At 74.3% G+C, this 8,575-nt stretch carries 8 protein-coding genes; 7 read left to right on the top strand and 1 reads right to left on the bottom strand.

Features of this window, described 5'->3' with window-relative positions:
* Positions 1-416 precede the first annotated feature (416 nt).
* The 7 genes from PV350_RS41395 (at position 417) to PV350_RS41425 (ending at position 6,972) form a co-directional block, all read left to right on the top strand.
* The gene (locus tag PV350_RS41395) at positions 417-722 is read left to right on the top strand and encodes a hypothetical protein (RefSeq protein WP_499512970.1); all 306 of its coding nucleotides are present in this window, start codon (positions 417-419) and stop codon (positions 720-722) included.
* Between the two features lie 198 nt (positions 723-920).
* Positions 921-1,820, top strand: a complete 900-nt coding sequence (locus tag PV350_RS41400; RefSeq protein WP_500338568.1) for a Zn-ribbon domain-containing OB-fold protein — start codon at positions 921-923, stop codon at positions 1,818-1,820.
* 1 nt (position 1,821) lies between these two features.
* Complete coding sequence (locus PV350_RS41405; protein ID WP_499512971.1) at positions 1,822-2,223, top strand: MaoC/PaaZ C-terminal domain-containing protein; 402 nt, start codon at positions 1,822-1,824, stop codon at positions 2,221-2,223.
* Positions 2,220-3,410 carry a lipid-transfer protein gene (locus PV350_RS41410; protein WP_499512972.1) on the top strand — a complete coding sequence of 397 codons (1,191 nt, stop codon included), beginning with the start codon at positions 2,220-2,222 and terminating at the stop codon, positions 3,408-3,410. Before PV350_RS41405 ends, PV350_RS41410 begins: the two co-directional genes overlap by 4 nt.
* 108 nt (positions 3,411-3,518) lie before the next feature.
* Positions 3,519-4,547, top strand: coding sequence for a DUF1906 domain-containing protein (locus PV350_RS41415; RefSeq protein ID WP_499512973.1), 1,029 nt, complete (start codon positions 3,519-3,521; stop codon positions 4,545-4,547).
* Between the two features lie 172 nt (positions 4,548-4,719).
* Entirely contained in the window at positions 4,720-5,244 is a 525-nt protein-coding gene (locus PV350_RS41420; protein ID WP_499512974.1) for a SigE family RNA polymerase sigma factor, read from the top strand.
* 78 nt (positions 5,245-5,322) lie between these two features.
* Positions 5,323-6,972, top strand: a complete 1,650-nt coding sequence (locus PV350_RS41425; RefSeq protein WP_499512975.1) for a long-chain fatty acid--CoA ligase — start codon at positions 5,323-5,325, stop codon at positions 6,970-6,972.
* Between the two features lie 73 nt (positions 6,973-7,045).
* Here the strand turns inward: PV350_RS41425 and PV350_RS41430 are convergent.
* Positions 7,046-8,575, bottom strand: a 1,530-nt coding sequence (locus tag PV350_RS41430) for a response regulator (protein ID WP_500338570.1), incomplete at its 5' end; no start/stop codon positions are given.

An 8,575-nucleotide genomic window follows, 5' to 3' on the forward strand; every position in this document is an offset into this window, starting at 1 on the left:
CGGGGGCGCGACGGGCAGCGGGGGTCCGTCAGCCGGAGCGTAGGAAGCGGACGGCCGCCTCCCGGCGCGCCACGCACCGGGGAGGTGCGGCATCCGCCCGAACGGCGCCGTGGTGGCCACCCGGGCGGTGGCGCCGGTGGGGAGGGCCGGGTCGCCGAGGTTGGCCGAAAGTCGTGCCGTAACGATTCCGCGCCCACCGGGACCGGGTTGTGGTGGCCGGGACGCGGCCGAGCGGGTCAGCGGCGGCGGTTGTGGAGGTTTGTCGACAGATCGTCACGCTTGCGAGCGAAAGGGATCAAGGTCCGGCTTGTCCGCCGTGGTGCTGGGCAACTCTGCTTGCGGCGACGTCGCAGAGCCTGCGGAGCGGTCGGCCGGCCGCACCGCGCACCTGGTATCCACTCCTCGGAGGGAAACACATGGCAAGCATCCGTACCGCCCGAGTCGTGTCCGCCCTGGCCGCGCTGCCGCTCGCGGCGGCGCTGTTCGCCGGCACGGCGGTGGCCGACAACGGCGCCGTGGCGGGTGGCACCTCCAACGCGACCGTGGTGAGCAACAGCGGCGGCAACGTGGGCCGCGACAACTTCGGGACGGTGACGACGACGCAGCAGGCGGCGACCGGGGCGGGGGCCTCCAACCAGAACAGCACGGCCAGCGTGGTGGGTTCGGCCTTCACCACCATCAACCAGCCGACGTTCAGCATCCACTTCGGCCCCATGTGGTGAGCGGACCGGTCCGCCGCCGGGGCGGGCCGAGGGGCTGAAGGGTCGACTGCGCGACGGCAACCTCACTGCCGTCGCGCAGTCACGTCCGGCGTCGTCCACAGCCTGTGGACAACGCCTTCCGTCCGGGCGTCTTGACAGCGGTGCCGCTTCCTCGCCAATCTGACGGTCAGTCAGAAACTGGGGGCGGTGGCGGCGACGATGACGACCGACGACCTGTACGAGCGGCTGGTGACGTACGAGGGGCGCCCCGCCGCCGTCGCGGGCGAGGGCAAGGACTCCGTGAACCGGCCCATGATCAGGCACTGGTGCGAGGCGCTGGGCCATCCCGTCCCGCAGGACGGCACGGCACCCGCCCCCATGCTCCAGGTGTGGACCATGCGCGGGCTCCCCGGGCCGGGGGACGCCGCCGGGGGCGGTTCCCGCGCCGGCGCCTACGACGAACTGCTCGCGCTGCTCGACGAGGCCGGCTGCACCGCGGTCGTCGCCACCGACTGCGAGCAGGAGTACCTGCGGCCGCTGCGTCCCGGCGAGCGGATCACCTTCGACGCGGTGATCGAGTCCGTGTCGCCGCGCAAGACCACGCGCCTCGGCAGCGGCCACTTCGTCACCACGCGCATGGACGTCAGGGCGGACGGCGAACTCGCCGGCCGCCACCGCTTCCGCATCCTCAAGTACGCTCCCGCGCGGGCGCCGGGCGAGCGGCCGCGACGGCCCCGCCCGGTCGTCAACCGGGACAACGCCGGGTACTGGGAGGGCGTCGGGCGGCACGAGTTGCTCATCCAACGCTGCTCCTCCTGCGGCACCCTGAGGCTGCCGTGGCTCCCCGGCTGCAACAGCTGCGGCTCCGACGCCTGGGACACGCTACCGGCCTGCGGGCGCGGCACCGTCTTCAGCCGCGTCGTCGTGCACCACCCGCCGTTCCCCGCCTTCGACCCGCCGTACGCGGTCGCCCTGGTCGAACTGGCCGAAGGGGTCCGCCTGCTCGGCGGTGTGGTCGGCGTGCCGTACGAGAAGGTGCGCATCGGCATGCCGGTGACGCTTGAGTTCCGGCAGGCCGACGGGGAGCCGGCCGTGCCCGTCTTCCGTGCGGGGGTGTGAGATGACCGGACCGGGGGCGCGGGCGGGCGACGTCCTGCCGGAGCTGCGGATCCCCGTCACGCGGACGCTGGTCGTCGCCGGGGCGGTCGCCACCCGCGACTTCCAGGACGTGCACCACGACCCCGACGCGGCGCGGGCCAAGGGCTCGCCGGACGTCTTCCTGAACATCCTCACCACGGGCGGGCTCGTCGGCCGCTACCTCGCCGGGCACTTCGGCGCCTCGGCGGTGCTCCGCTCACTGCGCGTACGGCTGGGCGCCCCGGCGCACCCCGGCGACGAGCTGGTGTTCACCGGGCGCGTCACGGCGGTGCGCGGCACGGAGGCGACCGTCGAGGTCATCGGCGCGGTCGGGCGGGGGCGGCACGTCACGGGCACCGCGGTGCTGGAGGTGGGGGGCGGATGAGCGTACGCCGGCGCGACGGCCTGGGCGGACGGGCCGCGATCGCGGGGATCGGCGCGACGGAGTTCTCCAAGGACTCCGGACGCAGCGAACTGAAGCTCGCCGTGGAGGCCGTGCGCGCGGCGGTCGAGGACGCCGGGCTGACGCCGGACGACGTCGACGGCATGGTCACCTTCACGATGGACACCAGCCCGGAGATCACCGTCGCCCAGGCGGCCGGCATCGGGGAACTCGGCTTTTTCTCCCGGATCCACTACGGGGGCGGGGCCGCCTGCGCCACCGTGCAGCAGGCCGCGATGGCCGTTGCGACCGGTGTCGCGGACGTCGTCGTCTGCTACCGGGCCTTCAACGAGCGCTCGGGCCGCCGCTTCGGCTCCGGCGTCCAGCAGCGCGAACCCTCGGCGGAGGGCGCGGCGCTCGGCGTCAACCTGCCGTCCGGGCTGCTCACCCCCGCGTCCTGGGTCGCCATGTCGGCACAGCGCTATCTCCACACGTACGGGCTCGAACCGGAGGTTTTCGGCCATGTCGCCGTCGCCGGGCGCCGGCACGCCGCGACCAACCCGGCCGCGTACTTCCACCGCCGGCCCATCACTCTGGCCGACCACGCCGCGTCGCGGTGGATCGTCGAGCCGCTGCGCCTGCTCGACTGCTGCCAGGAGACCGACGGCGGCCAGGCCCTGGTCGTCACCTCCGCCGAGCGGGCCCGCGACCTGCGGCACCCGCCCGCGGTGATCAGGGCGGCCGCCCAGGGCGCGGGGCGCGGCCAGGAACAGATGACCGGCTACTACCGGCCGGACCAGGACCTGTGCGGGCTCCCCGAGTCGGCGGTCGTGGCCCGCCAACTGTGGCGGACCTCCGGCCTGCGGCCGCAGGACGTCGACACCGCCGTGCTCTACGACCACTTCACCCCCTTCGTCCTGATGCAGCTGGAGGAGTACGGATTCTGCGGGCGCGGCGAGGCGGCCGCCTTCGCCGCCGACGGCGGTCTGGAACGGGGCGGGAGGCTGCCCGTCAACACCCACGGCGGACAGCTCGGCGAGGCGTACCTGCACGGGATGAACGGCATCGCCGAAGCGGTGCGGCAGGTGCGCGGCACCAGCGTCAACCAGGTACCCGGCGCGGCCCACGTCCTCGTCACGGCCGGTACGGGGGTGCCGACCTCGGGACTGCTGCTGGGCGCGGCGGACTGAGCCGGCCCCGGCACCGGCGGCCCATCCGGGGCCGGGCGTTGCTGCGTACGGCTGACAGCGGGGCGTGGCTGCCCCGTTCGCGGGCAGCCGCCTGCGTTCACTCGACCCATGCGCGAACACAAGCCGATCATCCGACACGGGGCGATCGTGGCGATGGTGCTGGCCTGCCTCCTGGCCGGTCCCACCGCGGCCGAGGCCGTCGTACCGCGTCCCGCCGCGCCGGCCGCCAAGCCGGCCTCGGTGACGGCTGCCACGCCGGGCGCGGTCCGGACGTACCGGCAGGACCGGCCGGCCCGGGCGCCCGGTGACGGCGGTGACGACGACCCGTTCGGCTTCGCCGACACGGGTCTGCTCGACGGCCTGGACCTCCCCTACGGCCTCGGCGGTGAGGAAGGCGCCCCGTCCGGGGGCGGCCCGACCCGCGTCTACCGCGGCTACGGCTTCGACACCTGCCGCACGCCGCCGCTGTCCACGATGAGGGCCTGGCTGCGCTCCAAGTACCGCGCCATCGGCGTCTACTACGGCGGCCGCGCCCGTGCCTGCAGCACCCAGCGGCACCTCAACCGCACCTGGGTGCGATCGGTGCACCGCATGGGCTGGCGCATCCTGCCGATCTACGTCGGCTCGCAGTCGCCCTGCGTACGCGGCAGACATCTGCGCAACCACCGGATGAGCACCGACGACCCCTGGGGCCAGGGTGCGGGCGAGGGCTGGGACGCCGTGCGCAGGGCCGCCGCCCTCGGCTTCGAGGAGGGCAGCGCGCTCTACCTCGACATGGAGGCGTACAACGTCAAGCGGTCCCGCTGCGCCGACCAGACCCTCGACTTCATCCGGGCCTGGGACCGCGAGGTCGACGACGCCGGCTACCTGCCGGGCCTCTACAGCAGTTCGGAGTCCGGCATCCGGCACGTCGAGCGGGCCCGCCGGGAGGGCTACGACGACCTGCCGCGCGCGGTCTGGTTCGCCCGCTGGCAGGGCAAGCCCGCGGTGCGCAGCGAACCGGTCCTCGGCCGGGACGCCTGGCATCCGCACGGCCGCATCCACCAGTACTCGGGCAGCGTGCGCGAGAAGCACGGCGGCCGGCGCCTGGCGATCGACCGCAACCGGCTGGACGGGCCGGTGGCCGTCGTCGGATGACGCGGCGGGCGGCCGCGAGGACGCCGTCCCTGCGGGGCGACCCGTAGGGGCGGCGGGTGCGGCCTCAGCCCTCCGGAGGTGGGGCGGGCCCCCGCCCTACGACTTCAGGGTGACCCCGCTTCGGCACCTGCGGCGGATCCCCCGCACCCGGACCGGCTCCTAGCGTGGAGCCATGACGACGCCCGTGTGCACCAGCGCCTCGCAGGCCCAGTTCACCCGCTACGTCCGGGCCAAGGGCCCGGCGCTGCTGCGGACCGCGCGCTCGCTCACCGCCAACCCCTGCGACGCCGAGGACCTGCTGCAGACCGCCCTGACCAAGACCTACCTGGCATGGGACCGGATAGACGACCACCGGGCGCTGGACGGCTACGTGCGCCGCACGCTGGTCAACACCCGCACCTCGCAGTGGCGCAGGCGCCGCGTGGAGGAGTACGCCACCGACGAGCTCCCCGAGCCGCACGGCCGCGCCGTGACCGGCCCCGACGAGGCCGAGCAGCAGGCCCAGCGCGACGCGTTGCTGCGCGCGATCGCCCGGCTGCCGGCCCGCCAGCGGGCGATGGTCGTCCTCAGGTACTACGAGGACATGAGCGAGGTGCAGACCGCCGAGGCGCTCGGGGTGTCGGTCGGCACGGTCAAGAGCGCGGTGTCGCGCGCCCTGGGCAAACTCCGCGAGGACCCCGAATTGCGCCTGGGGTAGTGACATACCGCTCGGTATGCCAGCAGAATCTCAGCACCCACCTACCCACGCGTAGCCGCTTCAACGAGGAGGCGCCCGGTGCTGAGCACAATGCAGGATGTTCCCCTGCTGGTGTCACGGATCCTGACCCACGGCTCGACCGTGCACGGCCGGTCGCAGGTCACGACCTGGACCGGTGAAGGCGAGCCGCAGCGCCGCTCGTTCGCCGAGATCGGTGCCCGCGCCGCCCGCCTCGCGCACGCGCTGCGCGACGAACTCGGCGTCGAGCGGGACGACCGCGTCGCGACCCTGATGTGGAACAACGCGGAGCACGTCGAGGCGTACTTCGCGATCCCCTCCATGGGCGCGATCCTCCACACGCTCAACCTCCGGCTCCCCGCCGAGCAGCTGGTCTTCATCGCCAACCACGCCGCCGACCGCGTGGTCCTGGTCAACGGCACCTTGATACCGCTGCTGGCACCGCTGCTGCCGGCCATGGAGTCGGTCGAGCACGTGGTCGTCGTCGGCCCCGGCGACACCTCGCCGCTGGAGGGCTGCCGTCCCGCCCTGCACACGTACGAGTCCCTCATCGAGGGCCGCCCGGACCGCTACGACTGGCCCGAGCTGGACGAGCGTTCCGCGGCCGCCATGTGCTACACCTCCGGCACCACCGGCGACCCCAAGGGCGTGCTGTTCTCGCACCGTTCGATCTACCTGCACTCCCTGCAGGTCAACATGGCCGAGTCGATGGGCCTGACCGACGCCGACACCACCCTGGTCGTCGTGCCCCAGTTCCACGTCAACGCCTGGGGCCTGCCGCACGCCACCTTCATGACCGGCATCAACATGCTGATGCCGGACCGCTTCCTGCAGCCCGGCCCGCTGGCCGAGATGATCGAGGGCGAGCGTCCCACGCACGCCGCCGCCGTCCCCACCATCTGGCAGGGCCTGCTCGCCGAACTCGCCGCCAAGCCCCGCGACATCACCAGCATGCGGCACGTCACCATCGGCGGCTCCGCCTGCCCGCCCTCCCTGATGGAGGCGTACGACAAGCTCGGCGTCCGCCTCCTCCACGCCTGGGGCATGACCGAGACCTCCCCGCTGGGCACCATGGCCCACCCGCCGGCCGGCCTCACCGAGGAGGAGGAGTGGCCGTACCGGATCACCCAGGGCCGCTTCCCCGCCTCCGTGGAGGCCCGGCTGGTCGGCCCGTCCGGCGAGGTGCTGCCCTGGGACGGCGAGTCCGCGGGCGAACTGGAGGTCCGCGGGCCGTGGATCGCCGCGGCCTACTACGGCGGCGCCGACGCAGAAGCGCTCCTGCCCGAGGACAAGTTCAGCCCCGACGGCTGGCTGCGCACCGGCGACGTCGGCACCATCACCCACGACGGCTACCTGACGCTGACCGACCGCGCCAAGGACGTCATCAAGTCGGGCGGTGAGTGGATCTCCTCGGTCGAGCTGGAGAACGCCATCATGGCCCACCCGGCCGTCGCCGAGGCCGCGGTGGTGGCCGTACCCGACGAGCGCTGGGGCGAGCGGCCGCTCGCCACGGTCGTCCTCAAGGACGGCACCACGGTCGGCTACGAGGAACTGCGCGCCTTCCTCGGCGAGAGCGTCGCCCGCTGGCAGCTGCCCGAGCGCTGGGCCGTCATCCCGGCGGTGCCGAAGACCTCGGTCGGCAAGTTCGACAAGAAGGTGATCCGCCGCCAGTACGCGGCGGGAGAGCTGGACGTCACCAAGCTCGTCTGACGACGCGCCACGCGTACGCCGGGCCCCGGGGGGCGCACCCCCCGGGGCCCGGCGTGCGTCGTGCGGTGGGCCCTCAGGAGCCGATCTTGCCCAGCATGTCGACGATGCGTCCCTGGACGTCCGTGCTGGTGGACCGCTCCGCGAGGAAGAGGACCGTCTCGCCGGACGCCAGCCGCGGCAGCTCCGCCGGGTCGATGTCGACCGCGGTGTAGACGACCATCGGCGTGCGTTCCAGCCTGCCGTTCGCCCGCAGCCAGTCGATGATGCCCTGGCGCCTGCGGCGGATGAGCATCAGGTCCATCACCACGAGGTTGGGGTGCATCTGCGCGGCGAGCGTCATCGCGTCCGCCTCGGACTGGGCGTGCGCGACGTGCATCCCACGCCGCTCCAGCGTGGCGGTGAAGGCCTGGGCGATCGGCGTGTGGGCCTCGATCAGCAGTACCCGGGGCGGGTGCTGCTCGCTGTCGCGCGGGGCCAGCGCCTTGAGCAGCACGGCGGGATCGGCTCCGTACGCGGCCTCGCGGGTGGCCTGGCCGAGGCCGGCCGTGACGAGGACGGGCACCTCGGCCTGCGCCGCCGCCTGGCGCAGCGACTGCAGCGCGGTACGTGTGATGGGCCCGGTCAGCGGGTCCACGAAGAGCGCGGCGGGCGGATCGGAGACCTGGGCGTCGACCTCCTCGCGCGAGCGGACGATGACCGGGCGGTAGCCGCGGTCCGTCAGCGCCTGGCGGGTGGAGACGTCCGGCTCCGGCCAGACCAGCAGCCGGCGCGGCTCGTCCAGCACGGCGCCGGGCTCGGGGCCGGACTCCTCCGTGACGTCGACGGCGCCGTTGGGGCCGTCGAGCGGCTCGGGACCCTCGGTGGCCTCCGTGGGAGCGCCTATGGCGTACGCCCGGCCGGGGGTCTCCGTGCCGTTCACGGCCGCAGGTGCCACGGCCTTGGGCGCCTCGGGCTCCGCGGGGGTGGCGAGCTTGCGGCGGCGCCCGGAGCCGCTCGACGGCTGGGCGACCTGCTCGTTGATCTGCTGGGCGAAGGCGACGCCCTGGCCGAGGGTGCGCACGCTGATGGCCCGGCCCTGCGTACCGCCGTCGCTCGGCATGGACGACGGCTGGGGCTGCGCCGGCGCGGGTGCCGGAGCCTGCGGCGGGACCATGGGCTGCGGCTGCGGCGGCACCACGGGCTGTGGCTCCGGAGTGCGCTGCGTCTGCTCGGGGATCATCGGCGGCTCGACGGCCGGCGGTTCCGGCAGCGGCGCCGGGGCGGGCGGAGGAAGCCGCCGCGGGTCGACGATCGCCGACGGGCGCGGGGTGCTCTCCACGATGCCGCGCGGGCGACGGGCCGAGCCCTGGGCCTCCGGCCACTCGGTCGCCGGGGTGGCGGGGACCGAAGGGGCGGCCGGCAGCGCCGGGAGCTCCGGCGTCGCCCGCGCCTCCGCGCCGGGGGCCCTTCGCGCACGGCGGCCGTTGCCCGGAGCGTCCTGCTCCGGCGCGGGGGCCGCCGGCAGCGCGGGCACCAGGCCCGGCTGCGGCTCCTGCGGGGCGCCACGGCGGGCCCGCCGGCCGGTGGGCTGCTCCTGCGCCGGGGCGGGTGCCGGGGGGAGGGC

This window comes from Streptomyces sp. PA03-6a, assembly GCF_033792765.1.
Taxonomy (GTDB): domain Bacteria; phylum Actinomycetota; class Actinomycetes; order Streptomycetales; family Streptomycetaceae; genus Actinacidiphila.